Origin of the sequence: Aeromicrobium sp. Root344 (assembly GCF_001425755.1) — a bacterium.
Lineage (GTDB): Bacteria > Actinomycetota > Actinomycetes > Propionibacteriales > Nocardioidaceae > Aeromicrobium.
On record NZ_LMDH01000001.1, the window covers coordinates 1,458,458 to 1,484,085 of the forward strand.

Annotated in this window: 26 protein-coding genes and 1 riboswitch; of the genes, 17 read left to right on the forward strand and 9 right to left on the reverse strand. The window is 69.1% G+C overall.

Features of this window, described 5'->3' with window-relative positions:
- Window positions 1-64: 64 nt before the first annotated feature.
- Window positions 65-1,477, forward strand: coding sequence for a replicative DNA helicase (dnaB, locus tag ASC61_RS07235; protein WP_056210655.1), 1,413 nt, complete (start codon window positions 65-67; stop codon window positions 1,475-1,477).
- A 21-nt stretch (window positions 1,478-1,498) separates the two neighbouring features.
- On the opposite strand, the gene ASC61_RS07240 is transcribed toward dnaB, so the two are convergent.
- From ASC61_RS07240 to ASC61_RS07250, 3 genes are read right to left on the reverse strand one after another with little or no spacing between them, the layout of a single operon-like run.
- A complete protein-coding gene (locus ASC61_RS07240; RefSeq protein WP_056210656.1) occupies window positions 1,499-2,815 on the reverse strand; it encodes an NAD(P)/FAD-dependent oxidoreductase in 1,317 nt (438 codons plus the stop codon).
- A complete protein-coding gene (locus ASC61_RS07245) occupies window positions 2,815-3,873 on the reverse strand; it encodes a glucose 1-dehydrogenase (RefSeq protein ID WP_056210657.1) in 1,059 nt (352 codons plus the stop codon). The genes ASC61_RS07240 and ASC61_RS07245 overlap by 1 nt, the downstream gene beginning before the upstream one ends.
- Window positions 3,870-5,660 carry a glycoside hydrolase family 15 protein gene (locus tag ASC61_RS07250; RefSeq protein ID WP_056210658.1) on the reverse strand — a complete coding sequence of 597 codons (1,791 nt, stop codon included), beginning with the start codon at window positions 5,658-5,660 and terminating at the stop codon, window positions 3,870-3,872. Before ASC61_RS07250 ends, ASC61_RS07245 begins: the two co-directional genes overlap by 4 nt.
- A 230-nt stretch (window positions 5,661-5,890) precedes the next feature.
- Between ASC61_RS07250 and ASC61_RS07255 the strand changes: the two genes are divergently transcribed.
- On the forward strand, window positions 5,891-6,643 hold the full coding sequence (locus ASC61_RS07255) for a ZIP family metal transporter (protein ID WP_056210659.1): 753 nt from the start codon (window positions 5,891-5,893) through the stop codon (window positions 6,641-6,643).
- Between the two features lie 9 nt (window positions 6,644-6,652).
- Here the strand turns inward: ASC61_RS07255 and ASC61_RS07260 are convergent, their stop codons facing one another.
- Window positions 6,653-8,158 carry a hypothetical protein gene (locus ASC61_RS07260; protein ID WP_157439408.1) on the reverse strand — a complete coding sequence of 502 codons (1,506 nt, stop codon included), beginning with the start codon at window positions 8,156-8,158 and terminating at the stop codon, window positions 6,653-6,655.
- Between the two features lie 4 nt (window positions 8,159-8,162).
- Between ASC61_RS07260 and ASC61_RS07265 the strand changes: the two genes are divergently transcribed.
- Genes ASC61_RS07265 through ASC61_RS07275 form a run of 3 tightly spaced genes read left to right on the forward strand, consistent with a single transcriptional unit; the run spans window position 8,163 to window position 10,982 of the window.
- Window positions 8,163-8,819: a DedA family protein gene (locus ASC61_RS07265; protein ID WP_200935400.1), complete on the forward strand. Its 657-nt coding sequence runs from the start codon at window positions 8,163-8,165 to the stop codon at window positions 8,817-8,819.
- Between the two features lie 37 nt (window positions 8,820-8,856).
- Window positions 8,857-10,320, forward strand: coding sequence for an NAD-dependent succinate-semialdehyde dehydrogenase (locus tag ASC61_RS07270; RefSeq protein WP_056210662.1), 1,464 nt, complete (start codon window positions 8,857-8,859; stop codon window positions 10,318-10,320).
- 11 nt (window positions 10,321-10,331) lie between these two features.
- Window positions 10,332-10,982, forward strand: a complete 651-nt coding sequence (locus ASC61_RS07275; RefSeq protein WP_157439409.1) for a hypothetical protein — start codon at window positions 10,332-10,334, stop codon at window positions 10,980-10,982.
- A gap of 118 nt (window positions 10,983-11,100) precedes the next feature.
- On the opposite strand, the gene ASC61_RS07280 is transcribed toward ASC61_RS07275, so the two are convergent.
- Both ASC61_RS07280 and ASC61_RS07285 read right to left on the reverse strand, forming a co-directional pair.
- On the reverse strand, window positions 11,101-13,095 hold the full coding sequence (locus ASC61_RS07280) for an ABC transporter ATP-binding protein (RefSeq protein ID WP_235503509.1): 1,995 nt from the start codon (window positions 13,093-13,095) through the stop codon (window positions 11,101-11,103).
- On the reverse strand, window positions 13,092-13,403 hold the full coding sequence (locus tag ASC61_RS07285; RefSeq protein WP_056210665.1) for a YbaY family lipoprotein: 312 nt from the start codon (window positions 13,401-13,403) through the stop codon (window positions 13,092-13,094). Before ASC61_RS07285 ends, ASC61_RS07280 begins: the two co-directional genes overlap by 4 nt.
- Window positions 13,404-13,519: 116 nt before the next feature.
- Between ASC61_RS07285 and ASC61_RS07290 the strand changes: the two genes are divergently transcribed.
- From ASC61_RS07290 to ASC61_RS07340, 11 genes are all read left to right on the forward strand, one after another.
- The gene (locus tag ASC61_RS07290; RefSeq protein ID WP_056210666.1) at window positions 13,520-14,500 is read left to right on the forward strand and encodes an NAD-dependent epimerase/dehydratase family protein; all 981 of its coding nucleotides are present in this window, start codon (window positions 13,520-13,522) and stop codon (window positions 14,498-14,500) included.
- Window positions 14,501-14,613: 113 nt separating this feature from the next.
- Window positions 14,614-15,243, forward strand: coding sequence for a TetR/AcrR family transcriptional regulator (locus ASC61_RS07295; protein ID WP_082530517.1), 630 nt, complete (start codon window positions 14,614-14,616; stop codon window positions 15,241-15,243).
- Window positions 15,244-15,461: 218 nt separating this feature from the next.
- The gene (locus tag ASC61_RS07300; protein WP_056210668.1) at window positions 15,462-15,761 is read left to right on the forward strand and encodes a metal-sensitive transcriptional regulator; all 300 of its coding nucleotides are present in this window, start codon (window positions 15,462-15,464) and stop codon (window positions 15,759-15,761) included.
- A 25-nt stretch (window positions 15,762-15,786) separates the two neighbouring features.
- Window positions 15,787-15,993 carry a heavy-metal-associated domain-containing protein gene (locus ASC61_RS07305; RefSeq protein ID WP_056210669.1) on the forward strand — a complete coding sequence of 69 codons (207 nt, stop codon included), beginning with the start codon at window positions 15,787-15,789 and terminating at the stop codon, window positions 15,991-15,993.
- Window positions 15,990-16,928 (forward strand): hypothetical protein, encoded by a 939-nt coding sequence (locus tag ASC61_RS07310; RefSeq protein ID WP_056210670.1) that lies wholly within the window; start codon window positions 15,990-15,992, stop codon window positions 16,926-16,928. The genes ASC61_RS07305 and ASC61_RS07310 overlap by 4 nt, the downstream gene beginning before the upstream one ends.
- A 1-nt stretch (window position 16,929) precedes the next feature.
- Window positions 16,930-19,185 carry a heavy metal translocating P-type ATPase gene (locus tag ASC61_RS07315; protein WP_056215413.1) on the forward strand — a complete coding sequence of 752 codons (2,256 nt, stop codon included), beginning with the start codon at window positions 16,930-16,932 and terminating at the stop codon, window positions 19,183-19,185.
- On the forward strand, window positions 19,182-19,676 hold the full coding sequence (locus tag ASC61_RS07320) for a DUF4396 domain-containing protein (RefSeq protein ID WP_082530518.1): 495 nt from the start codon (window positions 19,182-19,184) through the stop codon (window positions 19,674-19,676). Before ASC61_RS07315 ends, ASC61_RS07320 begins: the two co-directional genes overlap by 4 nt.
- A gap of 15 nt (window positions 19,677-19,691) precedes the next feature.
- Window positions 19,692-20,123, forward strand: a complete 432-nt coding sequence (locus ASC61_RS07325) for a PaaI family thioesterase (protein ID WP_056210671.1) — start codon at window positions 19,692-19,694, stop codon at window positions 20,121-20,123.
- A 1-nt stretch (window position 20,124) separates the two neighbouring features.
- Window positions 20,125-21,045, forward strand: coding sequence for a nucleoside hydrolase (locus ASC61_RS07330; RefSeq protein ID WP_056210672.1), 921 nt, complete (start codon window positions 20,125-20,127; stop codon window positions 21,043-21,045).
- A 177-nt stretch (window positions 21,046-21,222) separates the two neighbouring features.
- Window positions 21,223-21,311: riboswitch (ZMP/ZTP riboswitch) on the forward strand.
- Between the two features lie 44 nt (window positions 21,312-21,355).
- On the forward strand, window positions 21,356-22,600 hold the full coding sequence (serA, locus tag ASC61_RS07335; protein WP_056215419.1) for a phosphoglycerate dehydrogenase: 1,245 nt from the start codon (window positions 21,356-21,358) through the stop codon (window positions 22,598-22,600).
- A 100-nt stretch (window positions 22,601-22,700) separates the two neighbouring features.
- Window positions 22,701-23,147 (forward strand): RDD family protein, encoded by a 447-nt coding sequence (locus ASC61_RS07340; protein ID WP_056210673.1) that lies wholly within the window; start codon window positions 22,701-22,703, stop codon window positions 23,145-23,147.
- Between the two features lie 56 nt (window positions 23,148-23,203).
- On the opposite strand, the gene ASC61_RS07345 is transcribed toward ASC61_RS07340, so the two are convergent.
- Window positions 23,204-23,806, reverse strand: coding sequence for a DUF4389 domain-containing protein (locus ASC61_RS07345; protein WP_056210674.1), 603 nt, complete (start codon window positions 23,804-23,806; stop codon window positions 23,204-23,206).
- A gap of 113 nt (window positions 23,807-23,919) precedes the next feature.
- A complete protein-coding gene (locus tag ASC61_RS07350; protein WP_056210675.1) occupies window positions 23,920-24,729 on the reverse strand; it encodes an NAD-dependent protein deacetylase in 810 nt (269 codons plus the stop codon).
- Between the two features lie 156 nt (window positions 24,730-24,885).
- Here ASC61_RS07350 and ASC61_RS20055 point away from each other — a divergent pair, with 156 nt between their 5' ends.
- On the forward strand, window positions 24,886-25,041 hold the full coding sequence (locus ASC61_RS20055) for a DUF6131 family protein (protein ID WP_200935401.1): 156 nt from the start codon (window positions 24,886-24,888) through the stop codon (window positions 25,039-25,041).
- Window positions 25,042-25,087: 46 nt separating this feature from the next.
- Here ASC61_RS20055 and ASC61_RS07355 read toward each other — a convergent pair whose 3' ends face one another.
- On the reverse strand, window positions 25,088-25,612 hold the full coding sequence (locus ASC61_RS07355) for a DUF1697 domain-containing protein (RefSeq protein WP_056210676.1): 525 nt from the start codon (window positions 25,610-25,612) through the stop codon (window positions 25,088-25,090).
- Between the last annotated feature and the right edge of the window lie 16 nt (window positions 25,613-25,628).

Genomic DNA, 25,628 nt, shown 5'->3' on the forward strand with positions numbered 1-25,628 from the left:
CGTCTTCCGGAGTTATGGCAGTACCGACCGTTAACGTGAAGCACGGACGAAAGGGGACAGTTCTGTGAGCGTCACGGACCTCTATGAGGCTGCGCCAGGGCCGAGCGAGGACCCCGGCTCCGGACGCGTTCCGCCACAGGACCTGGCCGCCGAGCAGAGTGTGCTCGGAGCCATGCTGATGAGCAAGCAGGCCATCGACCCGGCCTCCGACATCCTCCAGGGTCGTGACTTCTACCGACCCGCCCACGAGCTGATCTTCGACACGATCGTCGACCTCGCCAACCGCGGCGAGCCGGCCGACGCGATCACGGTCGCCGCCGAGCTGCAGCGCCGCGGCGACGTGGGTCGCATCGGCGGCGCGCCCTACCTGCACACGCTGGTTGCCGGTGTCCCGATCGCGTCCAACGTCGACTTCTATGCCGACATCGTCCGCGAGAAGGCCGTGCTCCGGCGCCTCGTCGAGGTCGGGCAGCGCATCGCCCAGCTCGGCCAGGCCGGCCAGGGCGACGTCGCCGAGATCGTCGATCGCGCCCAGGCCGAGGTCCTCGACGTCGACGGCACGAGCCAGGCCGAGGACTACCAGTCGGTCGCCGAGCTGATGAGCCTCACGATCGACGAGATCGAGGAGATCCAGGGCCGCGACGGCCAGATGACCGGCGTGCCTTCGGGCTTCCCCGACCTCGACAAGCTCACGACCGGTTTCCGGTCCGGCCAGATGATCGTCGTCGCCGCCCGGCCCGGTGTCGGCAAGTCGACCCTCGGCCTCGACTTCTGCCGGTCGGCGTCGATCCGCCACGGCATCCCGACCGCGATCTTCTCGTTGGAGATGACGGGCGCCGAGATCGCGATGCGCATGCTCTCGGCCGAGGCGCGCGTCAGCATCTCCCACATGCGCGGCGGTGGCATGCACCAGCGCGACTGGGATGCCATCAGCAAGGCGATGCCGCGCGTGCAGAGTGCGCCCATCGTGATCGACGACAGCCCCAACATGACGATGCCTGAGATCCGGTCCAAGGCGCGCCGCATCAAGAAGCAGTACGGCCTCGGCATGATCGTGATCGACTACCTCCAGCTCATGACATCGGGCAAGCGGGTCGAGAACCGCCAGGTCGAGGTCTCGGAGTTCTCCCGTCACATCAAGTTGCTCGCCAAGGAGCTCGAGCTCCCGGTCGTCGCGATCAGCCAGCTCAACCGTGGGTCCGAGCAGCGCACCGACAAGACGCCGCAGCTGTCCGACCTGCGTGAGTCCGGCTCGATCGAGCAGGACGCCGACATCGTCCTGCTGCTCAACCGGCCCGACGCGCACGGCGCCGGTGAGTCGGAGCGGCCTGGCGAGGCCGACATCATCATCGCCAAGAACCGCTCCGGCCCGGTCAACAAGGTCGCGGTCAGCTTCCAGGGCCACTACTCGCGATTCACCCCGATGGCCCGCGACGCCGAACCCCCCGGTGCCGCCGCCGGCGACTTCTTTGGTTGAGCGAGCTGCCGCCTCGCATTCTCAATGCACAGAGCGTCGTGAACCGATGATCAACTGCCGTCGGCGCGATCCGAAGAGCGCGACCTGCAGCCATTGCATGAGGACCGCGAAGCGGTTTCCCCAACCCACCAGGAATGCCACGTGGACGCCGGCCCAGGCCAGTTTCGCCGGGAGGCCGCTCATTCGGACGCGACCCCGCTGGGCGACGGCGTCAGTCGGTGAGATCGTGGCCATCGTGCCGAGATCGCGATAGCGGAACGGCGCAGGCGGCGACGCACCGGCGAGGTCACTGGCGAGGACCGACGCGACGTATCGTCCCTCCTGCATCGCGGGCTCGGCGAGCCCGGGCAGGTCGTGGACGTTGGCCGCGTCGCCGATGGCGAAGAGGTCCGGATATCCCGGGACGCGGCACCGCGGGTCGACCTTGATGCGCCCCCTGCCGTCGACCGGTGCGCCCGTGGTCTCAGCCAGTCGGCGGGCGAGTGGATTCGTCGCCACACCTGCGGCCCACACGACGGTCCGAGCGGAGATGCGGCTCTCCGACCCGGCGCCGTTCGTCGGCCTGACGGTGATCCCCGCGGCATCGATCGTCTCGGCTGAGTGGCCGAGGATCCGCTCGACGCCCAGCTTTTCGAGCGCTGCCTCGCCGTGACGCTGAAGCGAGGGGGCGAACGAGCTCAGGACCGAGTCGCCCGCGTCCACCAGCACGATGCGCAGGTCGGCGGTGTCGAGCTCGTGGAACTCACGACGCAGCGTGCGGCGGGCGAGTGCGGAGAGCTGTCCAGCGAACTCGACGCCCGTCGGCCCGGCGCCGACCACGACGAATGTCAGGCACTCACCTCGGGTCGTGAGGTCCTCGCTCTGTGCGGCCAGCTCGAACGCGCCCAGAAGCCGTTCACGAAGGGTGATGGCGTCGACCAAGGTCTTCATCGGTACCGCGGCCTCGGCCCAGTCGTCGTGGCCGAAGAAGCTGGACTCGGCGCCCGCCGCCAGCACCAACCGGTCGTACTCGATGGTGCGATCCACGTCGTCCGGCCCGGTCAGCGTCACGCTCGAGCTGTGGGGATCGATGTCCGTCACGTCGCCGAGGACGACCCGGGCGTTGTCCTGACGCGCGAGCACCGTGCGCAGCGCCGGTGCGATGTCTCCGGCGGCGAGCAGGGCTGTCGAGACCTGATAGAGCAGAGGCTGGAACAGGTGGTGGTTGACCCGGTCTATGACCACCACCTCCGCATCGACGTCACGGAGCCCTTTGGCGACCTGCAACCCGCCGAACCCGCCACCGACGATCACGACGCGCGGACGCCTTCCTGTGGCTGACCGGTCGGCGGTGATCATCAGCGTCCCCCATCGAGCTCGACCACGACCTTGACGTCGTCGTCCTGACGATCGAACGCGCTGCCGATCTCGTCAAGCGTGAGCCGTCGGCTGATGAGACGGCTCAGCCAGGCTGGATCGGCGGCGGCGAGGGCGTCCGCCCCAGCCCGGTAGTGGCCGAGGTTCGCGTTGACCGAGCCGATGACGACATCGTTCTCCAGGACCATCTCGCGATTGAGGTCGGCGGCGTTGACCGGGATCGCATGCTTGCCCGAGGACACCCCGGTCAGACAGACGATGCCGTACCCGGAGGTGCCGGCCATGGAGCCGACGACCAGCTCGGCGACGCCGGTGGCCTCGATGATGATGTCCGGCGAGAGCTTCTCGGTCACCGCCCCGATGTCGCCGGAGTGGTACGTCGCACCGAGATCGTGGATGATCGACGGCTTCGGTCCCGCGGTCACCCGGTCGAGCAGATGCACGTCGAGTCCGCGTTGGACGCCGATCATGCCGGCAAGGAGACCGATCGGCCCGGCCCCTGTGATCAGGACGGTGCGGGGCTCGAACCACGAGCGCGAGCCGACCTTGTCGATCTGGTCCCACGCCTTGGCCACGACCGATGTCGGTTCCAGCAGCATGCCCACGTCCTCCAGCGCCGGATCGAGCTTGACCGCGTACTCGGCCTCGACCCGCCACCTCTCGCTGCCGTATCCGTCGATCTGCTTGATGCCCCGTTCGGTGTACCTGCCGTTGCGACACATGTCGAACTGGTCGTGCGCGCAAGCGCCGCACGGTTCGGGATCGGGTCGGCGCACCACCCCGACCACCAGGTCGCCCCTGGTGAAGTCGCTCGACGTGGGTGCCTCGCGCACGCGGCCCAGGGACTCGTGCCCGATGACGAGCCGGTCGCGACCGGACGGCGACCAGCCGTAGTCGCCGTCGACGATCTCATGATCCGTCCCGCAGATGCCGATGGCGATGCCGTCGACCAGGAGGTCGCCCGGGCCGGGTTCGGGCTCCGGGACGTCTTCGACCCGCAGCGACTGAGCAGTTCCCGGCTCGACCGTGAGTGCCTTCATGATGTCCCTTTCGTGTCGCGTGGAGGGCCCGCGGAATCGAGCCGAGTGGCGGCGTTGATCAGTCCGACATGGCTGTAGGCCTGAGGCGTGTTGCCGACCTGCCGCTTGACGGTGACGTCGTACTCCTCGCTCAGCAGACCCACGTCGTTGCGCAGGTTCAGGAGACGATCGAAGAGGGCACGCGCCTCGGACGTACGACCGATCCCGCCGAGGGCGTCGACCAGCCAGAACGTGCACGCGACGAACGTCGCCTCCTCACCTCCGAGTCCGTCGACGTTCCCGTCGGCGGCGGTGTCGTAGCGCAGGAGGAATCCGTCGCGAAGCAGCTCCTTCTGGACGGCGTCGACCGTGCCGATCACGCGGGGGTCGCCCCACGGGAGGAAGCCGACGCGAGGGATCAGCAGCAGCGCCGCATCGAGCCCCTTCGAGCCGTAGAACTGGGTGAAGGTGCCCCGATCGTGGTCGAAGCCCTTGGCGCAGACCTCGTCGTGGATCTCCTGCCTCACCGCCCGCCACCGCTCGACGGGGCCGTCGAGACCGAATCGTTCGACGGCCTGGACCGCGCGATCCAGGCCGACCCACGCCATCACCTTGGAGTGCACGAAGTTGCGGCGCGGTCCGCGCACCTCCCACAGGCCGTTGTCGGGATCGGCCCAGTGCTCCTCGAGGAACTCGATCAGCGCCACCTGCAGGTCCCAGGCCGCCTCTTCGGACGCGATTCCCGCTTCGCGAGAGACATGGAGCGCGTCGAGGACCTCGCCCCAGACGTCCAGCTGGAACTGCTTTGCCGCAGCGTTCCCGGTCCGCACGGGCCGGGATCCCTCATAGCCGTCGAGCCAGTCGAGTGTGGCCTCTGGTAGTCGGCGGCGTCCGTCCAAGGCGTACATGATCTGCAGCTTGTCGGGGTTGCCGGCGATCGCCCGGAGCAGCCACCCTCTCCAAGCCTGCGCCTCATCGACGTACCCGGCCGCGAGGAGCGCCTCGAGCACGAAGGTGGCGTCCCGCAGCCAGCAGAACCGGTAGTCCCAGTTGCGGGATCCACCGAGCTGCTCGGGCAGCGACGTGGTCGCGGCGGCCACGATGCCGCCGGTCGGCGCGTACGTGAGTGCCTTCAGCACGATCAGCGAGCGCCGCACCGCCTCGTCATCGGGCGCCTTGGTCGCCTGACCGATCCACTGGCGCCAGTAGTCCTCGGTGTCCTGCAGCGCCCTCTCGGGATCGGCGGTCCTCGGCCTGGTCTCGTGCGAGGGGTGATAGGTCAGGACGAACGGCACCCGTTCGCCCTCGGACACGGTGAAGTCCGCGTATGTGGTGAGGTCCTTGCCGGCGAGCGTCACCGGTGTCTTGAGCCATGCGGAGTCCGGCCCGGCAACGGCGGCCAGCATCCCGTCCGTGTGGCGCATCCACGGCACGATGCTGCCGTAGTCGAAGCGCAGCCGCAGCGCCATGTGCATCGGTACCGATCCGCTGATGCCCTCGACGATGCGGACGATGTCGGCGGCCTCACCGCGAGGCGGCATCGTGTCGATCAGCCGAACGCTGCCATGGCCGGTGCGCCAGACGGACTCGAGGATCAAGGTGTCCTCGCGGTAGGCGCGTTCCGTGCACTCACCCGCTCCTGCAGGCGCGATACGCCAGGATCCGGCGTCCGCACCGCCGAGCAGGGACGCGAAGCACGCCGGCGAGTCGAACGCAGGCAGGCAGAGCCAGTCGATCGATCCGTTGCGGCCGACCAGCGCGGCGGTCTGGAGGTCGCCGATCATGGCGTAGTCCTCGATCAAGCTCATCTGTGCACCTCTCGGCGGTCCGTCGGGGACGAAGACGTCCCGGGCCTCCCTTTCGACGTTAGGTCGAGACCTGTGTGGACACACGTCGAGCGGCACTCATCGCGAACAATCTCAGGCAGTCTTCATCGAGTGGCTTTCCACGAGGACCATCCTGGCCGGGTGGCCGCAAGCGGCTTCCGCCGATAGCGTCGGCAGGAGGTCAGCGGGGGCCGACGACGGAGGGAGACGCGGTGCCGATCTGGGTGCAAGCCGGCCTCTGGGGAACGTTCGCCGGCGGCGCGCTGGTCGTCGGTGCTGCCCTGGCGTGGAACCTGCGCATCCCACGTCTCGTGGTGGCCAGCGTCATGGCGTTCGGCTCCGGCGTCCTGATCTCTGCGTTGGCCTTCGATCTCGTCGACGAGGCGGAGTCGACCGGCGGCCTGACGCCGACCGTGCTCGGCTTCCTGGGCGGCGCCGTCGTCTACGTCCTCGCCAACGTCGCACTGGCCCGCCGAGGTGCGCGCCACCGCAAGCGTTCCGAGGACCAGCAGCCCTCGGAGGCCGATCAACAGGGCAGCGGAGCCGCGATCGCGGTCGGCGCGCTGCTGGACGGCATTCCCGAGTCGATCGTGCTGGGACTGTCGCTCCTGGGTGGCAACGGTGTCGGTGTTCCGGTGCTGGTCGCGATCTTCATCTCCAACCTCCCGGAAGGCCTGTCGAGCGCCGCCGGCATGAAACGCAGCGGCCGGAGCGCCACGTACGTCTTCGGGGTCTGGGGCGGGATCGCCGTGGCGAGTGGGCTCGCAGGTCTGCTGGGGTGCCTGCTGCTGCAGGACGCCGGGTCCGCGAGCATCGCAGCGATCACAGCGGTGGCGGCTGGCGCGATCCTGGCCATGATCGCCGACACGATGATCCCCGAGGCCTTCGAGCGCACGCACCTCTACACGGGACTCATCGCGACGATCGGATTCATGGTCTCGTTCGCGATCGAGCGCGCAGGCTGATCTCCGACGTCACTGGTACGAGATCAGCGACGGGTGCGGCCTGACCCGACGCCAGGTCTGCTGGGCGGTCAGCATGTGCGGGTCCTCGTCGATGAAGTTCTTCCAGCCCCAGAACACCCCGTCCGGTGCGCCACGACGCAGAGTCCTCCACGTGCCCTGCTTGGCGCCTTGCGGGCCGGAGCCGTCGACGTGGATCACGGTCGCGAGCTCCGCGTGACGGGTCTCGAGCCGGCTGCGGTGCTTGATCATCGACAGCGAGAACTGGTGCAGGACGAAGATCTTCTGCGGCAGGGCGTGGTGGCGGGTGAGCCGGGCCAGCCAGTCACCGACCCGGTTGATCTCGGCGACCTTGACCGAGCCGATCTGGCGCAGGTGCTTCTGCTTCTTCTTGAGCCGCCACTCCGGGTCCAGGGCCAGACCGACGTTGGGGCGCTCGAGGAGCGAGCGATAGCGCTTGGCCTGCTTGAGGAAGTTCGTACGCCCCGGCTGCAGGTCGAGGATGACGTAGACCCCGGCCTTCTCGGCGGCGTCGATCAGCGGCGTGAGGGTCTTGATCGACGCCTCCTGGGAGTAGTCCTTGTCCTTGCCGGCGCTGCCCGACGCGACGGTGGCGATGATCTCGAACGTGGGGACGAACTCGGCCTTGCTGACCCGGCGATACTTCCGGGCGAGGTGCTTCACGCGCTTGATCGACGCCTTGACGCCCTGCTCGCCGAGCACGCCGAGCGACGGCGCGCCGGGATAGCCGTACATCGCGGTGTAGTGCTTGCCCGGCAGGGCGAGGTAGCCACCGGTCGGCTGGACGACGTGTGAACGTACGACCTCGAGCGTGTAGGCGAAGTTGCGGACGAACGGCGTGCCGAGCGCGATGACCGGGGTGGTGGGCCGGTTCGCCAGCGTCTTGGCGACGGCGGGGTTACGCCGAGGGTCCGCGCTGCGGATCTGCAGGACGTCGGCACCGGCGTTGCGGGCGGTCGCGACGGCTGCGGCATTGGCGGCGAGGGACCGGGTCACGACGATCGCGTCGAGCCGGCGAGGGCTGCGAGCAGCAGTCGTGCCGCGCAGGTCGGCGATCGCCTCGGCCGCCTTAGCGGGATCGAGAGGCACCGCCTGGGCACCCTCGACCTCGAGGGTCTTGCCGAACGTCAGGACCTTTCGAGCGCCGAGCCGCTTGATCTCGGCCGGCGCCTGGGCGTCGTTGATGAGCACGGGTACGCCCAACGTCGTGGCCGACTCGATGGCGATCTTCTGGGCTCGACGGTCGTGCCGGTCGGCGAGCACCGCGACGGGCGACGAGGTGTACAACCGCCGGGAGACGCCGACCGCTGATCGTGCCGGAGTCGACGAACGCACGATGTCGAGCGACCTGGTCGGTGGGTGGATCTGCGTCGTCGTCGGGGCGTCGGCGACGAGCGGATCGCCGTCGTCCGCGTACGCGAAAGCGCCCGCGACCAACGCCACCAGGACGAGGCCGGCGACGATGACATACGGGTTGAGCCTGACGGATACGCTCATGCCCGTGACCTTACTGACCGCACTGGTGACCGAGTCGTCGAGCATCCCCGATTCCGGCCTGGGCGGCCTGGTCGCCGACATCATGGGCTCGATCGGCCTGGTGGGCGTCGGACTCGTGCTCGCGATCGAGACGATCCTGCCGTTCCTGCCGAGCGAGGTCGCCCTGCCGCTCGCCGGGTTCAGCGCCAAGCGTGGCGATTTCGGCCTGGTCGCGGTCATCGCCGCCGCCACGATCGGCTCGGTCGGCGGAGCCATGATCCTCTACTGGATCTCGCGCGTCTTCGGCCTCGAACGTACGCGTCACGTGCTGGCCAAGATCCCGCTCGTCACCGCCAAGGACATCGACAAGGGGGTGGCCTGGTTCGCCCGCAACGACGCAGCCGCGGTCTTCTTCGGCCGGATGGTTCCGGCGATCCGCAGCCTCGTGTCGATCCCCGCCGGCGTCGAGAAGATGTCCGTCTCCCGGTTCCTGATCTACACCACCGCCGGCAGCCTGATCTGGAACACGATCTGGATCAGCGCGGGCTACCAGCTCGGCGACAACTGGGAGAGCGTCGAGAAGTACGGCAACTACCTCAAGTACGCCCTGGTGGTGGCCGTCGTCGCCGCGGTCGCCTGGTTCGTCGTCCACAAGGTGCGCGCCCGCCGTACTCCCGCCTGAGCGGCAGCCGCTGGACCACCGTCCTACGCTGGACGGCATGAGTGAGTCACGCGAGAAGGAAGTCGTCGCCGCCGTCCATCCACAGCTGTTCATCGGCGGGCAGTGGCGCGACGCCGAGGATGGCGCGACGTTCCCGGTCGAGGACCCGTCGAACGGCGCGACCCTCGTCGAGGTTGCCGACGCGAGTGTCGCCGACGGCAAGGCCGCCCTCGACGCGGCCGTGGCAGCGCAGGGCGACTGGGCGGCGACCCCACCGCGCGATCGCGGGGAGATCCTCCGCAAGGCGTTCGAGATCATCACCGAGCGCGCCGATGAGCTGGCGCTCCTCATGACGCTCGAGATGGGCAAGCCGATCAAGGAGGCCAAGGCCGAGATCGCGTACGGCTCGGAGTTCTTCCGCTGGTTCTCCGAGGAGGCCGTACGCATCTCTGGCCGCTACTCCGTCGCCCCCAACGGCGCGACGCGCCTGCTGACGCTCAAGCAGCCGGTCGGTCCGTGTCTCATGATCACGCCGTGGAACTTCCCCCTGGCCATGGGTACCCGCAAGATCGGCCCGGCGATCGCCGCCGGGTGCACCATGGTGGTCAAGCCCGCCGCGCTCACGCCGCTGTCGATGCTGCGCCTCGCCGACATTCTCGCCGAGGTTGGGCTGCCCGACGGCGTGCTCAACATCGTGACGACCAAGAGCACCGGCAAGGTCATGGAGCCGCTGATCCGCGACCCGCGGTTGCGCAAGCTGACGTTCACCGGCTCGACCGAGGTCGGCCGCACCCTCGTCGAGCAGAGCGCCGAAGGGCTGCTGCGCGTCTCGATGGAGCTGGGCGGCAACGCGCCGTTCCTGGTGTTCGAGGACGCCGACATCGACAAGGCGGTCGAGGGCGCGATGCTCGCCAAGATGCGCAACATCGGTGAGGCATGCACGGCCGCCAACCGGTTCATCGTGCACGAGTCCGTCGCCGAGGAGTTCGGCACCAAGCTCACCGAGAAGATGCAGGCGCTGTCGGTCGGCCGCGGCACCGAGGACGGCATCGACGTCGGCCCGCTCGTCGAGGCCAAGCAGCGCGACAAGGTCGCCGAGCTCGTCGACGACGCGGTCGGCAAGGGCGCCACGGTGCTGACCGGCGGTTCTGCCCCCGACGGCGAGGGCTACTACTACGCGCCGACCGTGCTGTCGGACGTACCGCTCGAGGCGCGGCTCGCCAAGGAGGAGATCTTCGGCCCGGTCGCCCCGATCTTCACGTTCACCGAGGAGGCCGACGCGTTGCGCATGGCCAACGACACCGAGTTCGGGCTGGTGGCGTACGCCTTCACGTCCGACCTGTCGCGCGCTGTGCGGGTCTACGAAGGGCTCGAGACCGGCATGGTCGGCCTCAACCAAGGCATCGTCTCGAACCCGGCTGCCCCGTTCGGCGGGGTCAAGGCGTCGGGTTTCGGGCGCGAGGGTGGCGCGGAAGGCATCGAGGAGTATCTCGAGACCAAGTACGTCGGCATCGCCCTGTGATGCTGCGCGCGGTGGCACTCACGGTGGCCGCCGGTATGACCCTGGCGGCCTGCAGCGGCGGCAGCGACGCGAAAGCCGCCGACCCCAAGCCTTCCGCCTCGGCGACGACGCAGCCGACGGTGGACCCGAAGGAGCCGGCGTGCCGGTTCCTCACCGCTTCGGAGCGCGCCCAGCTCGCGGGCTCTCCGGTCGACACGGTGGTGGCGACCAGCGGCACCGCCGGCAGCAGTCAGTGTCGTTGGCAGTCGAGCTCGGCGCTGGTCCAGGTCACGACGCTGCCGGCCCAGGCCTGGGCCAAGACGCTTCCCGAGGTCGTCACGCAGCTGGAGTCGTCGGGTGACGTCAGGACCGCGACGGACAAGAAGGAGCTCGCCCGGGCCAAGAAGCTGCTGGCGGGCGCCACGTCGTTCACCGGCGAGCAGGCCTGCGCCGCGTTCACGACGTTGGCCGAGATCGGCGGCGCCAAGCGGGGCGCCACGACGACGATCACGTCCGTACCCATCACGCAGTCGCAGACCGGCGTCTCGGCCCAGATGTGCACGTCCGGCGAGATGACCTCGTTGATCTACTCGGTGCCGGACCTCAAGCAGACCAAGGCCGTCGAAGCGGCGGTGACCTCCGCGCTGGCGTCCGCCCAGAAGCGCGCCCTCGCCGCCCGGTGACGGTTTACCAAGAGGTCAGGGGATTCTGCGCCCTCCTCAAGGCAAGATGCCACTCCTCAGGGCGCGCGCGCCTTGGTGGGTGGCGGTTTGCCCTGACCTCTTGGTAAACCGCCAGCCGTCAGAACGAGACGTCGGCGCGGCGGTCGTCGGCGCCGGGCTTGTCGCAGTAGGTCTCGCCGCTCGTGAACCGCACGCCGTCGGTGAACCGGGCTTCGATCTGCCCCGACCCGAACTGCTCGACGTAGAGGCGCGAGTAGAGCCCGCCCAGCGCGAGCAGCTCGTCGTGCGTGCCCTGCTCGACGAGCTTGCCCTCCTCGAGGCCGAAGATGACGTCGGCGTTGTGGATCGTGGACAGCCGGTGCGCGATCGCGATGGTCGTACGGTTGTGGGTCGCCCGCTCGAGTGCGTCCTGCACGAGCCGCTCGGTCTCGGTGTCGAGGGCCGACGTCGCCTCGTCGAGGATCAGGATGCGCGGGTCCATCAGCAGGACCCGGGCGATCGCGAGCCGCTGCTTCTCGCCGCCGCTCAACCGGTAGCCGCGCTCGCCCGTGATGGTCTCGTAGCCGTCGGCGAACGACAGGATGCGGTCGTGGATGTTGGCGTCGCGCGCCGCCTGCTCGATCTCGTCGGCGGTGGCGTCGGGCTTGGCGTACGCGATGTTGTCGCGGATCGTGCCGTGAAACAGGTAGGGCTCCTGCGTCACCATGCCGACCGCCTCGGCGACCGAGCCCATCGTCAGGTCGCGCACGTCGGTGCCGTCGATCAGGACCGCGCCGGTCGTGACGTCGTAGAAGCGCGGGATCAGGTACGTCATGGTGGTCTTGCCCGAGCCTGACGGACCGACGATCGCGGCGAGCTGACCGGGTGCGACCCGCAGCGACACCCCGTCGAGCGCCCAGCCCTGCTCCGGCGCGGGCTCCGTGCGGTCGATGCGGACGCCGCTCTCGCCGAACCGGTCACCGGCGGGATCGCCAGACAGCCGGCGCGGTTCGGGATAGCGGAAGTGCACGTCGCGGAACTCGATCTCGCCGCGCAGGTCCTTGGGATTGAGCGCGACCGCTCCCGCGCGCTCGGTGATCGCGGGCTCGAGGTCGAGGTACTCGAACAGTCGCCGGAACAGCGCCAGTGAGGTCTGCACGTCGAGCGACACCCGCATGAGCTGCAGCAGCGGCATCTGCAGCCTGGCCTGCAGCGTCGTGAACGCGACGAGCGTGCCAGCAGTCAGGGCGGTGCCACCGTTGAGCATGTAGCCGGCGACAAGATAGATGAGTGCCGGCGTGATCGCGAAGAACGTCTGCACCGTGGCGAAGAACGTACGACCCGTCATCGCCTGCTCGACCTGGAGGCGGGTCTGGTTGCGGTTGGCCTCGCGGTAGCGCTCGACCTCGGAGTCGGCGCGGTTGAACACCTTGGACAGCAGGATGCCCGAGACGCTGAGCGCCTCCTCGGTGATCGCGGTCATCTCCGACAGCGACTCCTGGGTGCGGCGGGCGAGCTTCTGGCGCCGCTTGCCGACCTGCAGCTGGATCCAGACGAACAGCGGCATCACGACGAGGGTCAGGAGGGTCAGCTGCCACGACAGGATGATCATCGACACGAACGCCGCGATCACGGTGACGCTGTTCTGCAGGATCGAGGTCGCGGTGTCGGTCAGCACCGTACGCACGCCGGCGACGTCGTTGGCGAGCCGCGACTGGATCGCGCCGGTCTTGGTCGCGGTGAAGAACGCGAGCTCCATCTTCTGCAGGTGGGCGAACAGGCCGCTGCGCAGATCGGCCATCGCCGAGTTGCCGATCGTCGAGGTCAGCCAGTTCTGTCCGATGCCGATCAGCGCCGTGACGACGGGGATCGCGCACAACCCGCCGACGAGCCACGCGAGCAGGCTGAGGTCGACCCCGCTCCCGTCGGCGGGGAACAGGGCGTGGTCGAACACCGCCTTGGTGAAGAACGGGGCGACCGACGCCAGTGCGGCGGAGGTGACGACGGCCACCGCGACGTACGCCATCTTGGTCCGGTAGGGGCGCAGCATCTGCGCGATGCGGCCGAGGATCGGCCGGCCGGTGCCGATCTCGTCTTCGCTGAGGTGCGTGATGTTGGGGCCGGGCCGCATCATTCGTCGATCTTGGTGAGCAGCACCTCGGTGGAGTCGCCCTCGACCGGGACGAGCTCGGTCGTGCCCCACACGCCGACCTCCGTGCGCAGCATGGCCCAGATCAGCAGCGTGTCCGGCGCGGCGACGAGGGTGGGGTCGACGCTGAGCGTGAACTCAGCGGGCACGCCCGGGGCGTCGACCGCGGCGGCGGCGAGCACCTCGCCCTCGGTGTCGACGAGCTTGACCGTCGCGACGGCGCCAGGCGGCACGGCAATGCGCTCGCGGATCACGACGGTGCCGGTGACGGTGAGGACGTGTTCGAAAGCCATGTCTTGAATGCTATGCCTCGCCGGCAGATGTGCTGGTCGTCCGCATCTGCTCAGAGCGGTTCTGCCGGCGGTGAACAACCCTGTTGCGGCGCCACGCGGCGTGGTTGATTGGCGAGATGAGCACCGTACTCGTCCTCGGCGGCACCTCCTGGGTCGGCGGCCAGATCGCGCAGGACGCGATCGCCCGCGGCCACGACGTCACGTGCCTGGCACGTGGCGAGTCCGGCGGCGTGCCCGAGGGTGCCGCGTTCGTGCAGGCCGACCGGTCGGACCCCCAGGCGTACGACGAGGTCCGCGGGCAGCGGTGGGACTGCGTGATCGACGTGTCGCGCCAGCCCGGCCAGGTGCGCTCGGCGATCAGCGCGCTGGCCACGGACGCCACGCATTGGACGCTCGTCTCGACGGGGTCGGTGTACGCCGACCAGAGCGGACCGTTGACCGAGGAGTCACCGGTGCTCGAGCCGCTCGACGGTGGGACCGCCGAGCCGGAGCAGTACGGCGAGGGCAAGGTCGCGTGCGAGGACGCCGTCCGGCACCTGCACCGCCACCTGATCGTGCGGGCCGGACTGATCGGCGGGCCGGGCGACCGCTCGGACCGGCTCGGCCACTACGTCGCCCGGTTCGCGCTCGCGGGCGACGAACCGGTGCTGGTGCCGGCGGTCGCGGACCAGCCGATGCAGGTCATCGACGTCAGGGACCTGGCGTCGTGGATCGTGACGTGTGCCGAGACCGGTGCGACCGGCACGGTGCACGGGGCGGGTGAGCGTACGACCGTCGGCGATCTCGTCGCGTTGTCGGCGGAGGTCGCCGGGTTCACGGGCGACCAGGTGCTGGCGAGCGAGGCGTGGTTGCACGAGCACGACGTCGAGGAGTGGATGGGGCCGCGATCGCTGCCGCTCTGGCTCCCAGCCAGTCACCACGGCATGGGTCTGATGGACGACACCCGTGCCCTGGCGTACGGCCTGCGGCGCCGCCCCCTGGTCGACACCCTCCGCGCGACGCTCGACGACGAGCGGGCGCGGGGCCTCGACCGCGAACGCCGAGCCGGCCTCAGCCGACCCGACGAGCTCGACCTGATCGCGCAGCTTCGCGCCTGAGCCACCCGTTCGGGTGGTTGCCATGGCTCGCGCGGTCCGGGTGATTCAGGACCTTCGGCTCTATTCCTTGCCATTCGCCATGCGACATTGATCCTGGCGCGTAGCCTGCAAGGATGAACGCGAAGCCCGGTAGACCACGGACCTTGACGATCGACCAGATCATCGACGCGGTCCTGGCCGAGGGTCTTGGCACGTTCAGCATGCCGTCGATCGCGGGTCGGCTCGGTGTCGTGCACTCGGGCCTCTATCGCTACTTCACCGATCGCGAAGACCTCGTCGTGCAGGTCATGGACCGCATCGCCCGTCAGGCGCCGTGGCCGTCGACGGACCTGCCGTGGCGCGAGCACCTCGAGCAGATCGGCGAGATGTTCTGGACGCTCTGCGGACACTATCCGGGCTACGACCTCACCGCGCTGCGCTCCCGCAACGTGTCACCGGGCTTCCTCGAGATGGTCCTGCCGCACATCGAGGCGCTGCAACGTGAAGGGCTCGAGGTCACCGACGCCACCGCGGCGGTCGAGTTCGTCCGTGGCCTGGTGCTCACGTCGTCGATCGACGCCGCGCGGCTGCGCTACGTCGAGACCCGGGGCGACCTGCCGGAGCACGCCATCCCGGGCTTCGCCGATCCCGAGAAGTGGGCGGGCCGCGGCTGGTATCGCCGCCACCTCAGCACCTGGCTCGACGGACTCTCCCAACGCGTCGCCGTGCTCCAACCGAGCGCAGCTGGACGTACGGCCGTCTGACCCGCGTCATTCCTGAGCGAATGCCCCACCCTGACTGACTCCGGGTGGGGCATCGTCGTCGGCGCGCGCTGTCTGCTCAACGTCGCCGACACGTCAGGACTACCCGGGCGCCGAGGTGACATGCGTACGTTCGACCCATGGCTTGCGTAGTACCCCCTAGGGGTATATGGTCGTGCACAGAACACATACCCCCTGGGGGTACGGACGAGGAGCTCACGATGGCACACGACCACGAAGCACGCGGCTACGACGACAAGAAGGCCGACTACCTCAAGCGGCTCCGCCGCATCGAGGGGCAGGCCCGGGGCCTGCAGCGGATGGTCGAGGAGGACCAGTACTGCATCGACATCCTCACTCAGGTCTCGGCGATGACCAAGGCGCTCCAGTCCGTCTCGCTCGGCCTGCTCGACGACCACCTGAGCCATTGCGTCGTCGACGCCGCCCGCGCGGGTGGCGCCGAGTCCGAGGCCAAGATCCGTGAAGCCTCCGACGCCATCGCCCGCCTCGTCCGCAGCTGACCCCGAACCCACGAGAGGAACCATCATGACCACCAGCACCTACACCGTCGTCGGCATGACCTGCGAGCACTGCGTCCGCTCGGTCAGCGAAGAGGTCGGCGCGATCCCCGGCGTCCAGGACCTGACCGTAGACCTGGCGACCGGAGCCCTGTCCGTCACGACCGAGGCCGAGCCCGTGGCCGACGATGCCGTACGTGAGGCCGTCGCCGAGGCCGGCTACTCGCTGGCATGAACACCGGGGTGAAGGTCGGCGTGTTCGTCGCCGGCTTGTGCGTCGTCTTCGGCGCTGCGGCTGCGGTCGGCAACGCCGTCGGCCCGGTCGGCTCCGAGCCCGCCGCGATGGAGCACGGTGAGGACGACGCGATGACAGACATGCCCGGTATGTCCGAGGGTGGCGACGAGCCGCCCGGCGGACTCCAGGTCGCCCAGAACGGCTACCGGTTCGTGCTCGACGACCCCGATCAGGAGGCCGCCGACCCGGCCCTCGTGTCGTTCAGGATCCTCGCGCCGAACGGCAGGCCGCTGACCGACTACGCCACCCTGCACGACAAGAAGCTGCACTTCATCGTCGCCAAGCGTGACCTGTCCGGGTTCCAGCACGTGCATCCGACGCTCGACGAGCACGGCACGTGGACCGCGCGCGTCGCGCTCACCCCGGGCCCCTGGCGGGCGTTCGCCGACTTCGACCCGGCCGGCAAGGATCCTCAGCTCACGCTCGGCGCCGATCTGACCGTGGCCGGTGACTACGCCGCCACGCCGCTGCCGGCACCGTCGCGGACCGTGACGGTCGGCGACTACACCGTGACCCTCGACGGGGCTGCCAAGGCGGGGGCGTCCTCGAAGCTGACGCTGACGGTGGCCAAGGAGGGCGCGCCCGTCACCGACCTGCAGCCCTACCTCGCGGCATACGGTCACCTCGTCGCGCTGCGCGACGGCGACCTCGCCTATCTCCACGTCCACCCCGACGGTGAGCCCGGCGACGGCACGACCAAGCCCGGCCCGGGCATCACGTTCCACACCGAGTTCCCGTCCGAGGGCAGCTACCGGCTCTACCTCGACTTCAAGCACGGCGGTGTCGTCCGTACGGCTGAGTTCACCGTCGAGGCCGGCGCGTCGATGGACGACGATGCGTCCGATCACCACTCCGACTCCGAGCACGGGCACTGAGATGGCACTCACCGAACCCACCACGACGGACCGCATCGACCTCACGATCGGCGGCATGACCTGCGCCTCGTGCGCGATGCGTATCGAGAAGCGGCTCAACAAGCTCGACGGCGTGACCGCCTCGGTCAACTACGCGACCGAGAAGGCACGCGTCGACGCCTCGGGCCCGATCGACCCGGCACTGCTGATCGCCGAGGTCGAGAAGGCCGGCTACACCGCGCACCTGCCCCACCCGGCGCAGGACGACGAGCCGGAGGTCGACGACGACCCCTCCCGGCCCCTGCTCACCCGATTGCTGATCTCGATCGTCCTGACCGTCCCGGTCATCGCGATGGCCATGGTCCCGGCGCTGCAGTTCACCAGCTGGCAGTGGCTGTCGCTGACGCTCGCGGCACCGGTCGTGGTGTGGGGCGCCCTGCCGTTCCACGTCGCGGCCTGGACCAACCTGCGTCATGGCGCGGCGACGATGGACACGCTGATCTCGGTCGGCACGCTCGCCGCGTTCGGCTGGTCGATCTACGCCCTGTTCTGGGGCACGGCCGGCGAGCCCGGCATGAAGCATCCGTTCGAGCTGACGATCTCGCGCATGGACGGCAGCGGCAACATCTACTTCGAGGCCGCGGCCGGCGTCACGACGTTCATCCTCGCCGGGCGCTACTTCGAGGCGCGCTCCAAGCGACGGGCCGGCTCCGCACTGCGGGCGCTGCTCGCGCTCGGCGCCAAGGAGGTGTCGGTCGTACGCGATGGCGTCGAGGTGCGCGTGCCGACCGAGGACCTGCACGTCGGCGACCTCTTCGTCGTACGCCCTGGCGAGAAGATCGCCACCGACGGCGTGATCGAGGACGGCACCTCCGCAGTCGACGCGTCGATGGTGACTGGCGAGTCGGTGCCCGCCGAGGTCGTCGCCGGCGATGACGTCGTCGGCGGCACGGTCAACACGAGCGGCCGGCTGACGGTGCGCGCGACGCGCATCGGGGCCGAGACCCAGCTGGCGCAGATGGCGCAGATGGTCGAGGACGCGCAGAGCGGCAAGGCCCAGGCGCAGCGGCTCGCCGACTCGATCTCAGGCATCTTCGTCCCGATCGTGATCGCCCTGTCGGTCGGCACGCTCGGCTTCTGGCTCGGCACCGGTGAGGGTGCCACGGCGGCGTTCACCGCTGCCGTCGCGGTGCTGATCATCGCCTGCCCGTGCGCGCTGGGGCTGGCCACGCCGACCGCGTTGATGGTCGGCACGGGTCGCGGCGCCCAGCTCGGCATCCTGATCAAAGGCCCCGAGGTGCTCGAGTCGACCCGCGCGATCGACACCGTCGTGCTCGACAAGACCGGGACCGTCACGAGCGGCCGGATGACGCTGCACGACGTGATCGTCGCAGAGGGTGAGGACCGCGCCGAGGTGCTCCGCATCGCCGGCGCGCTCGAGGACGCCTCGGAGCACCCCATCGCCCGGGCGATCGCCGAGGCGGCTCGCCGTGAGGTCGGCTCGTTGCCGGCCGTCGAGGGCTTCAGCAACACCGAAGGGCTCGGCGTGCAGGGAGTCGTCGAGGGCCACGCCGTCGTGGTCGGCCGCGAGGCGTTCCTCGCCGACTGGTCGCAGCACCTGACGACCGACCTCGTGGGCCCCAAGGCTGACGCGGAGTCCCAAGGACGTACGCCCGTCGTCGTCGGCTGGGACGGTGCCGTGCGCGGCGTCCTGGTCGTCGCCGACACGATCAAGGAGTCGAGCGCCGAGGCGGTGCGCCAGATCCGCGAGCTCGGGCTGCGTCCCGTGCTGCTGACCGGCGACAACGAGCGGGCCGCCCGCAGCGTGGCTGCCGCGGTCGGGATCGACGAGGTCCACGCCGAGGTGCGGCCGGGCGACAAGGTCGACGTCGTCCGCAGGCTCCAGGCCGAAGGTCGCACCGTCGCCATGGTCGGCGACGGGGTCAACGACGCCGCCGCGTTGGCGCAGTCCGACCTCGGCCTCGCGATGGGCACCGGCACCGACGCCGCGATCGAGGCGGCAGACCTGACCCTCGTACGCGGTGACCTGCTGGCCGTGCCCGATGCGATCCGACTGTCCCGCAGGACCTTGGGCACGATCAAGGGCAACCTGTTCTGGGCGTTCGCCTACAACGTCGTCGGCATCCCGTTGGCGGCCGCCGGCCTGCTCAATCCCATGCTGGCCGGCGCCGCGATGGCGTTCTCGTCGGTGTTCGTCGTGTCCAACAGCCTGCGGCTGCGCGGCTTCAAGACCCTCAACTCGCAAGGAGCGTCATGAGCGACCACGAGCACCACGAGCACCACGAACACCACCACGACATGGCGATGACGGGTCGCGCGCTGACCCGCAGCGCGATCTCCGCGACGATCCACTGCCTCACCGGCTGTGCGATCGGCGAGGTCCTCGGCATGGTCATCGGCACGGCGTTCGGCCTGCACAACGTCACCACGATCATCCTGTCGATCGCCCTGGCGTTCTTCTTCGGCTACTCCCTGACGATCCGCCCGGTGCTCGCCGCGGGCATCCCGTTCGCCGGCGCGATCAAGGTCGCCCTCGCCGCCGACACGGTGTCGATCCTGACGATGGAGCTCATCGACAACACCGTGATCGTCGCGGTGCCCGGAGCGATGGACGCCGGGCTGGCGAGCCTCCTGTTCTGGGGCAGCCTCGCGTTCTCCCTCGTCGTCGCGTTCCTCGTGACGGTGCCGGTCAACCGCTGGCTGATCGGACGCGGCAAGGGCCACGCGGTGATGCACGACTACCACTGACCTACCCTCGAACGCATGACTCAGATCCCCGGCCTGGACGGCGTGCTCGGCGTCGAGCACCTCGAGGCGAGCGCCGACAAGGTCGTCGTACGCTTCACGATCGGCGAGCACCACCTGCAGCCGTTCGGCATCCCCCACGGCGGCGTCTATTGCGCGGTGCACGAATCCACCGCCAGCATCGCGGGACAGGTGTGGCTCGGCGACAAGGGCATCGTGGTCGGCACCAACAACTCGACCGACTTCCTCCGCCAGGCCAAGGTCGGCGACACCATCACGGTCACCGCGTCCCCGATCCACCGCGGCCGGAGCCAGCAGCTGTGGCACCTCGACTCGGTCGACCAGGACGGCCGGCTCATCGCCCAGGGCCAGGTGCGGCTCGCCAACCTGGACCAGCAGATGCCGCCCGAGGCGTTGGCCCGATTCACCGGGTCGCTCCCGCAGGGCTGACATGCCGCGCCGGGTGGTTCTCGACTGCGACACGGGGACCGACGACGCGATCGCCATCATGCTGGCCGCCGCTCGGCCGGAGCTCGACCTGGTGGCGGTCACCGCGGTCTGGGGCAACCATGCCGTCGAGCACACCGCCGACAACTCGCGGCGAGTCCTCGACCTGATCGGCCGCGGCGACATCCCCGTGTACGCCGGGCGCGGCGCACCGGTCGATCCACCGAAGGGCGCGCCGGCGTCGAAGGGCAGCCCCGAGGCGGACGTCCTCCCGCTCCCGCCGCCGACCCAGCAGGTCGAGTCCAGGGACGCCGTCGAGTGGCTCGTCGAGACCGCCCGCGCGTCGACCCAGCGCTTCACCCTCGTGCCGACCGGGTCGCTCTCGAACGTCGCCTCCGCGGTCGCGGCCGATCCGTCGTTCGTCGAGGCGGTCGACGAGCTCGTCGTGATGGGAGGCGTCATCGACCGCGACGGGCTGCTGCCCGACATCGAGACGAATGTCGGCAACGACCCAGAGGCCGCGCTGCGCGTGCTCGACGCCGGGTTCGATCGGCTGACCATGGTGCCGCTCGACGCGACCTATCGAGCGACGGTCACCGTCGAGCAGTGCGCGACCCTGCGCACGGTGAGCCGGGCCGGAGCGGTCGCCGCCGACTTCATCGAGCAGCGCATCGAGCGCTATCGCCGGCTGCCGGCGATGGCGGGCCGTGCTGCGGCGCCGGTGCACGACGCGCTGACGATCGCCCACCTCGTCGACTCGACGGTGGTCACGCTCCAGCGCGCGAGCGTACGGGTCCACACCGGCGACTCGCCGACCCGCGGGCGTACCGACATCACGGTCGGGACCGGAGACGTGCGGGTCGCGGTCGACGCAGACGCATCGCGCTTCTTCGACCTCCTGCACGAGTCGCTCGCCCAGCTGTGAGGCGGTGACCCAGGTCGTACGCGCGGTGCTGCGGTTCGACCCAGCCCACCGCGCTGGGGGTGGCGGTGACCCAGGTCGTACGCGCGGTGCTGCGGTTCGACCCAGCCCACCGCGCTGAGCCGATCTCACCAGATGTCCTCGTCGGCGGACGGGTCGCGGTCGCACGGTAGACTCGTCGCAGTCGGTCGCGACTGGCGTTGAGGTGGGTACCACCGGGGAGCGACTGCAGAAACCGGACATCGGGACCGTTCGCCTGGGCCCCACGTCAGCCGTGCATTGCTGACTGGAGGCAACCGAGATGATGATGACCATGACGACCACTGACCCCTTCCCCACGTCCTTGCTGGGCGACGAGGACGTACGCGTCCTGCTGCTCGAGAACATCCACGTCGACGGGGCGGACTTCCTGCGCGGCAAGGGCTACCAGGTCGAGACCCGCGACGGCGCGCTCGGCGAGGACGAGCTGATCGAGGCGATCCAGGGCGTGCACCTGCTCGGGATCCGCTCGACGACCTACATCACCGAGAAGGTCCTCGACGCCGCTCCCGACCTGATCGCGATCGGTGCGTTCTGCATCGGCACCAACCAGATCGACCTCAAGGCGACGACCGAGCGGGGCATCGCGGTGTTCAACGCGCCCTACTCCAACACCCGCAGCGTCGTCGAGCTCGCGATCGCCGAGATCATCTCGCTGGCCCGCCGGCTGCACGAGAAGTCGACCGACATGCACAACGGCGTCTGGAACAAGTCGGCCGCCGGCAGCCACGAGGTCCGCGGCCGCACGCTCGGCATCGTCGGCTACGGCAACATCGGCAGCCAGCTGTCGGTCATCGCCGAGGCGTTGGGCTTCAAGGTCGTGTTCTACGACATCGACGACAAGCTCGCGCTCGGCAACGCCAAGCGCTGCTCGACGATCGAGGAGCTGCTGCAGACCTCGGACGTCGTGACGCTGCACGTCGACGGTCGCCCCGGCAACGCCGGGCTGTTCGGCGCCGAGGAGATGGCGCAGATGAAGCCGCGCTCGCTGTTCCTCAACCTGTCCCGCGGCATCGCGGTCGACACCGCCGCACTGCGCCAGCACATCGAGTCGGGCCACATCGCCGGTGCCGCGCTCGACGTCTTCCCGGTCGAGCCCAAGCGTCAGGGCGACCCGTTCGAGTCCGACCTGCGCGGCCTGCCCAACGTGATCCTCACGCCGCACGTCGGCGGATCGACTGAGGAGGCGCAGCAGGACATCGGTCGTTTCGTCGCCTCCAAGCTGCGGTCGTACGCGTCGGCCGGCAGCACGTCGCTCAGCGTCAACCTGCCGGAGATCAACCTGCCGTCCGACGCGACGAAGCATCGCCTGGCTCTGGTGCACCGCAACCACCCGGGCGTCCTCGCGACGATCAACGGCCTCCTCGGTGAGCACGAGGTCAACATCGAGGCCCAGTCGCTGTCGACGCGCGGCGAGCTGGGCTACGTGCTCACCGACGTCGCGGCCGAGGTCGGCCCCGACGTGCTCAAGGAGCTTGCGGGCCTGCCCGAGACCGTACGGCTCCGCCAGCTCAGCTGATCCAGACGCATTGTCATGTTCGGGTGAGAAATCGCCCGTGACGGTGCCGATGTCGGTAGGTTGGGCTCGGCCTGCCCACCAAACCATGAAGGACACACCCATGACCGACCCCAACTTCCCTCCTGGAGCCCAGCCTGTCGGCGCCGGGTTCCACTTCGACCAGGCCAGCGGCCTCGTGCTGCCCGACGGGGTCGAGCTCGCCTCGCACGGTCGGCGCATCGGCGCCTACTTCCTCGCGATCCCGCTCATGCTCGTGACCCTCGTCATCGGCTACCTGATCTGGGGCCTGATCGCGTGGGGCAAGGGCACGTCGCCTGCGCTGCAGGTGCTCGGCATGAAGGTCTACCGTCCCGACCAGCGCCAGACCGCCACGTTCGGCCCGATGGCGCTGCGCAACATCGTCGGTGGGATCGCGCAGGGAATCCTCTCGGTCATCACGCTGCTGGTGTCGTTCATCCTGTTCCTGACGCGCCCCGACCGTCGCTCGCTACCCGACCTCATCGCGAGCACCGTCGTGGTGCACGACCCCAACAAGGTCCTCGGCTGACCTGCAAAGCCAAACGCCCCGATCCGCGACGCGGGTCGGGGCGTTCGCATGTGCCGCTACTCGAAGCTGAAGGGCGGGTACTCGTCGGTCAGCAGATACATGTACGCGTTGAGCCGGGTGGTCCAACGCGTGAGGCCGATGACGAAGTTGCGCAGCCCGGTCGGCCACGCGCCGGTGAACAGGACCGCGAACCAGGCAATGAGGTAGACGATGAACGCCACGAGCCCCAGCACCATCAGCACGATGAAGTGCGGAATGGCCAGCAGCAGGCGGAAGAAGATCGTCAGGCGGTTCCGGCCGTCGGTCTCGGGCCGGTAGTCGACCCGAACCCGTGGATCGTCGCCCGGGTCGGCCAGCGTTGTGGCGAACGAGAACGGCGGGTACTCCTCCTTGAGGAAGGAGGCGTAGACCTGGGCTCGGGTGTTGTAGCGCAGGCACATCGCGATGACGCCGAGGATGCCCTCGGGAACCTTCGCCGTGAAGACGCCGAGGATCCACGCCACGAAGGCCAGGATCTCGGCCACGACGCCGAGCACGTAGGCGATGATCAGGTGCGGGATGGCGAGGATGATGTTGCCGATGACGCGCCAACGGGCGATCTTGTCGGGCGGGTCGAACGTGAAGGTCGCGGGATAACCGCCAGCAGTGGGAGTGGTCATGAGTCCTCCGGTACGAGATGGACTGATTCGTTGTCAGAGTAGGGCACTGGCGCGACAGCCGCTCGCATGTGAGAGACGACCGGGAACGACCATTCCGCCCGCCATTTCACTGGTCAGGCCGGTGCGGTCGTCCCGTTGAGCGCGGCGAGCGTCTCGGCGCAGCCGGCCTCGAGCTTGACGGTGGCGAGGTCGTCGCCGCGCGTCGTGCCCCGGTTGATGATGGCGATGGGGATGCTGCGCTTGTGGGCGGCGCGTACGAAGCGCAGTCCGGACATCACCTGCAGCGACGAGCCGAGCACGACGAGCGCCTCCGCCTCGGCGACCAGGGCGTACGACCGCTCGACTCGCTCCTTGGGCACGTTCTCGCCGAAGAACACGACGTCGGGCTTGAGGTCTCCGCCGCACGTACGGCACTCCGCGACGCGGAAGTCCGCCGTGTCGTCGAGCACGACGTCGCCGTCGGGCGCCACCTCGCCGACCCGGGACTCGTAGCCGGGATTGAGCTGCGACAGTCGCGCATGCAGGTCGGATCGCGGGGTCACCTCGCGGCACTGCAGGCAGATGACCCGGTCGATGCGGCCGTGCAGGTCGATGACGTCGCGGTGGCCGGCTCGCTCGTGCAGCCCGTCGACGTTCTGCGTGATGAGCCCGGTGAGCCGGCCCTGCCGCTCGAGCTCGACCAGGGCGCGATGCGTGGCGTTGGGCTCGGCTCCGCGCATCCGGCTCCAGCCCACGTGGGCGCGGGCCCAGTAGCGCTGCCGACCTTCGGGCGTACGGACGAAGTCCTGGTACGTCATGGGGGTCCGCACCGGTGAGCCAGGCCCGCGGTAGTCGGGGATGCCCGAGTCGGTCGACACTCCGGCGCCCGTGAGCACGAGCCACCGTCGATCGCCGAGGACGTCCTGGACCGTGCGCTGTTCCACGCCGTCAAGCGTACGTTCCCGGTGCGTGCGGGTTCGAAGCCTTGTGCAGGTTCCGCAGAGCGAAAACCTGTCTTGCGCTTCAAAGGCCGGGCTGCGGGTAGTCCGGAGATGAAACAGGGTCGGCGTCCGCCGGCTGGGGGGAGATAGGAAACCGCTGTGATCATTCTCGGAGTCATTCTCTTGATCCTGGGAGCAGTGCTCAACGTCGCCATCCTCTACACGATCGGCATCATCTTGATCGTGGTCGGGGCGGTCCTGTGGCTGCTGGGTTCGATGGACCGCGGCATCGGCGGTCGAAGACACTTCTACTGACAAGACGGGGTCGTCACCTTCGGGTGGCGGCCCCGCCCCTTTGTGGTCAGCCGGCCAGCTCGACGAGCTTCCTGACGGTGTTGAGGTTGCGCGCCGTGCCGGGCACCTTGAGCGCGCGGCCGATCGAGTCGGCCTTCATCTCGGGCCGACCCGCCCCGTTGGCGTAGCGGATGTGCATCTCGGTGCCGATGACCTGCCACTGGTCGTCGCCGGTCTCGTACGTCTCGGCCTTCGCGATCGCTGCAGCGGTGGGCTTGCCGGCGAGGAACGAGACGTAGGAGTACTTCGGCTCCGTCACCTCGAACGGGTGCGCCTCGAGCGCCTTGCCGACCTGCGCCGGTGTGCGGGAGATGACGTCACGGAACCAGCCGTAGCGCTTCTCGATCGCCTGCTCGAGGGCCCGGTCGAAGTCGGCGCCCCGGCCCGGCACGTCAGCGATGAGATTGCCCGACGCGATGTAGGTCTGGACGTCGGTGGCTCCGAGATCGGTCGCGATCTCGCGCAGCTCGGCCATGGGCAGCTGGGTCCCACCGACGTTGACGGCGCGCAGCAGGACGATGCGGGTGCTCACCGGGCCAGTATGTCGC

What these genes read in the sequence shown, in the direction of transcription:
- ASC61_RS07240 (WP_056210656.1), bottom strand. Translation starts at nt 2,815, where the DNA reads ATGATCACCGCCGACCGGTCAGCCACAGGAAGGCGTCCGCGCGTCGTG.
- ASC61_RS07245 (WP_056210657.1), bottom strand. Translation starts at nt 3,873, where the DNA reads ATGAAGGCACTCACGGTCGAGCCGGGAACTGCTCAGTCGCTGCGGGTC.
- ASC61_RS07250 (WP_056210658.1), bottom strand. Translation starts at nt 5,660, where the DNA reads ATGAGCTTGATCGAGGACTACGCCATGATCGGCGACCTCCAGACCGCC.
- ASC61_RS07260 (WP_157439408.1), bottom strand. Translation starts at nt 8,158, where the DNA reads ATGAGCGTATCCGTCAGGCTCAACCCGTATGTCATCGTCGCCGGCCTC.
- ASC61_RS07270 (WP_056210662.1), top strand. Translation starts at nt 8,857, where the DNA reads ATGAGTGAGTCACGCGAGAAGGAAGTCGTCGCCGCCGTCCATCCACAG.
- ASC61_RS07280 (WP_235503509.1), bottom strand. Translation starts at nt 13,095, where the DNA reads ATGATGCGGCCCGGCCCCAACATCACGCACCTCAGCGAAGACGAGATC.
- ASC61_RS07285 (WP_056210665.1), bottom strand. Translation starts at nt 13,403, where the DNA reads ATGGCTTTCGAACACGTCCTCACCGTCACCGGCACCGTCGTGATCCGC.
- ASC61_RS07290 (WP_056210666.1), top strand. Translation starts at nt 13,520, where the DNA reads ATGAGCACCGTACTCGTCCTCGGCGGCACCTCCTGGGTCGGCGGCCAG.
- ASC61_RS07295 (WP_082530517.1), top strand. Translation starts at nt 14,614, where the DNA reads ATGAACGCGAAGCCCGGTAGACCACGGACCTTGACGATCGACCAGATC.
- ASC61_RS07300 (WP_056210668.1), top strand. Translation starts at nt 15,462, where the DNA reads ATGGCACACGACCACGAAGCACGCGGCTACGACGACAAGAAGGCCGAC.
- ASC61_RS07305 (WP_056210669.1), top strand. Translation starts at nt 15,787, where the DNA reads ATGACCACCAGCACCTACACCGTCGTCGGCATGACCTGCGAGCACTGC.
- ASC61_RS07310 (WP_056210670.1), top strand. Translation starts at nt 15,990, where the DNA reads ATGAACACCGGGGTGAAGGTCGGCGTGTTCGTCGCCGGCTTGTGCGTC.
- ASC61_RS07315 (WP_056215413.1), top strand. Translation starts at nt 16,930, where the DNA reads ATGGCACTCACCGAACCCACCACGACGGACCGCATCGACCTCACGATC.
- ASC61_RS07320 (WP_082530518.1), top strand. Translation starts at nt 19,182, where the DNA reads ATGAGCGACCACGAGCACCACGAGCACCACGAACACCACCACGACATG.
- ASC61_RS07325 (WP_056210671.1), top strand. Translation starts at nt 19,692, where the DNA reads ATGACTCAGATCCCCGGCCTGGACGGCGTGCTCGGCGTCGAGCACCTC.
- ASC61_RS07330 (WP_056210672.1), top strand. Translation starts at nt 20,125, where the DNA reads ATGCCGCGCCGGGTGGTTCTCGACTGCGACACGGGGACCGACGACGCG.
- serA (WP_056215419.1), top strand. Translation starts at nt 21,356, where the DNA reads ATGACGACCACTGACCCCTTCCCCACGTCCTTGCTGGGCGACGAGGAC.
- ASC61_RS07340 (WP_056210673.1), top strand. Translation starts at nt 22,701, where the DNA reads ATGACCGACCCCAACTTCCCTCCTGGAGCCCAGCCTGTCGGCGCCGGG.
- ASC61_RS07345 (WP_056210674.1), bottom strand. Translation starts at nt 23,806, where the DNA reads ATGACCACTCCCACTGCTGGCGGTTATCCCGCGACCTTCACGTTCGAC.